This is a genomic window from Nguyenibacter vanlangensis, from assembly GCF_013376155.1.
GTDB classification, from domain to species: Bacteria; Pseudomonadota; Alphaproteobacteria; order Acetobacterales; family Acetobacteraceae; genus Gluconacetobacter; species Gluconacetobacter vanlangensis.
The window spans coordinates 1-2260 of sequence record NZ_JABXXP010000471.1 but is presented as its reverse complement, the minus strand read 5'-3'; the positions used below and the strand labels follow the sequence as shown (position 1 = coordinate 2260).

The window sequence follows — 2260 nt, the reverse complement described above, 5'->3', positions numbered from 1 at the left end:
ATCCCCTGCCCCCGGATGGCGGCATGCTGACCTATCGCGCCGGGAGCGCCGAGGCGCTGCTGGCCGACGGGGCGCGCTTCGATGCGATCACCGCGCTGGAGGTGATCGAGCACGTGACCGATCCGGCCGCGTTCCTGAGGCTGCTGGCCGGGATGGTCGCGCCGGGCGGGAGGATCGTCGTCTCGACCCTGAACCGGACCTGGCGGTCGCTGGCAACGGCCAAGATCGGGGCGGAATACGTGCTGCGCCTGTTGCCGGCGGGCACGCATGAATGGCGGAAATTCATCACCCCCGCCGAGCTGGGCACGTTTGCGGGCCAGGCCGGGCTGCGCGTGTCGGACACGGCCGGCATGGTCCCGGGCATCGGCGGATGGCGCGAGAGCCGGGACCTGTCGGTGAATTATATCGCCTGCCTGGCGGCGCCCTGAACGGCCCCCCTGCCCCGGCTGCCCCGGCGGAAGGCCGGGGCATGGGAGAACCGGGGCATGGGCGCGGCGTCAGATCTGCAGGAAGGCGAAGGTGGTCGGGCTGCCGACGGCGGTGAAGTGCCAGGTGAAGTCCAGGGCCCCGGTTTCCTGGTTGATGCGGAAGGAGGTCACCGAATCGCTGCGCTGGTTGGCGCAGTAGAGGAAGGTACCGGACGGGTCGAACATCATGGCGCGGCCGTAATCGGCGTGCATCCAGACCTCGTCGACCAGGGTCAGGGTGCCGTCGCGCGGGCTGACCCGGAACACCGCCAGCGAATCGCCCAGGCGATTCGAGGCGTAGACGAAGCGGCCGTTGGGCGAGAGCAGGATTTCCGCCGCCAGGGTGCTGCCCTGGAAATAGGACGTGACGGTGCTGACCTTCTGCACCGGGGTCAGGGCGCCGGTGCGCGGATCGAACGATGCGACGACGACCTTCGAATCCTGTTCGCAGAGGATGTAGATGATCTTGCCGTCATTGCTGAAGGCGAAATGGCGGGGGGCGGAGCCGGGGATCAGGTTGATGAAGGGCGTTGCGGCCGGGTGCAGCTTGCCGGTCGCGATATCCAGCGCCCAGACATAGACGCGGTCGAGCCCGGCGTCGCAGGCCAGGACAAAGCGGCCCGAAGGATCGCTGGCGACCATATGGACGTGCGAGCCGGAATGATCGCTGACCGCGTAATTGCCGGGGGGATTGTCCTCGGCCCGCTCGGGCATGCGCGGGCCGGTATTGTGCACCACGTCGGTGGGCTCGCCCAGGCTGCCGTCCGCGCGGATGGGCAGCACGCCGACGCTGCCGCCGACATAATTGGCCACCAGCACGTAGCGGCCGGAATGATGGACGCTGAGATGGGCCGGGACCGCGCCGCCCGACGAGACGGCGTTCAGCCGGCTGAGTTCGCCCGATACCGGGTCGATCGAGAAGGCGGTGACGCTGCCGTCATGGCTGGCATTGAAATCGTCGATTTCGCTGAGCGCGTACAGGAAGCGGCTGTCGGCCGACATCGTGATGAAGGACGGGCTGGCGATGTCCATATAGGTGGTGACGGGGATGAGGCCGCCCGTCTGGCGGTTCATCTCGAACACCGCGATGCCCTGGCCGTTGCCCGCGCCGCCCGGGGGGGCGTGCTTGTTGTAGCCGCCGATATAGCACAGCGTCCGCGACGTGGCGGGGATGGCGGCGCGGGCGGAAACGAGGGGAACGGTGCCGGACGCCGCGAGCGCCAGCATCAGGTTACGTCGCGAAAGGAGCATGTTCATTCTTGTAGGATCTCGATTCGATCTTTTCCGACGGAAACGGGCACGGGCAGGACACTAGGGCATTCGGCAGAGGGGGCCGATCGTGCCCGCATAACGGGTCCAGGTCTGGGTCTCGCCGAAAAGGGGGATGCCGACATAGCCGCGCAGCTTCAGGACTCCTTCCCGCGGGGACCAGATCTGGGCGTGGTAGACGTGCTCATCGTCCGGATCCAGGATATGGCCGTTCCAGCGGCCCGGATCGTCGGGATCCGGCGTGAAGCCGGTCAACATGAGGAGTCCGCATTCGGATTCGCCGTCCTTGCCCTTGGGAACCTCGCCGGTATAGCGCATGCCGACGAGGCGCCCGCAGACCTGAGTGCCGCAGGAAGTAATCTGGAACACCCCATCGTGTTCCTTGGTTTCCCACAAGCCCAGGACGGATAAAATTCCCGTGTCGGCCGGCTGGGCCTGTGCCTGTGTTGGGGCCTGGAGGGCCACGGCCGGCGCGGCCAGGAGGGCGAGCAGCGGCAGGAGGCGGACCCACGGCGTGCGCCTGG

General features: G+C 67.6%; 3 protein-coding genes. 1 reads left to right on the top strand and 2 read right to left on the bottom strand.

The window, feature by feature from the left end:
- Positions 1-428 (top strand): bifunctional 2-polyprenyl-6-hydroxyphenol methylase/3-demethylubiquinol 3-O-methyltransferase UbiG (gene ubiG, locus HUK84_RS15410; RefSeq protein ID WP_176641070.1); only part of this gene is annotated, 428 nt, incomplete at its 5' end.
- A gap of 69 nt (positions 429-497) precedes the next feature.
- On the opposite strand, the gene HUK84_RS15405 is transcribed toward ubiG, so the two are convergent.
- The gene (locus HUK84_RS15405; RefSeq protein ID WP_176641069.1) at positions 498-1724 is read right to left on the bottom strand and encodes a lactonase family protein; all 1227 of its coding nucleotides are present in this window, start codon (positions 1722-1724) and stop codon (positions 498-500) included.
- 54 nt (positions 1725-1778) lie between these two features.
- Positions 1779-2234: a DUF2147 domain-containing protein gene (locus HUK84_RS15400; RefSeq protein ID WP_246285717.1), complete on the bottom strand. Its 456-nt coding sequence runs from the start codon at positions 2232-2234 to the stop codon at positions 1779-1781.
- Positions 2235-2260: the final 26 nt, after the last annotated feature.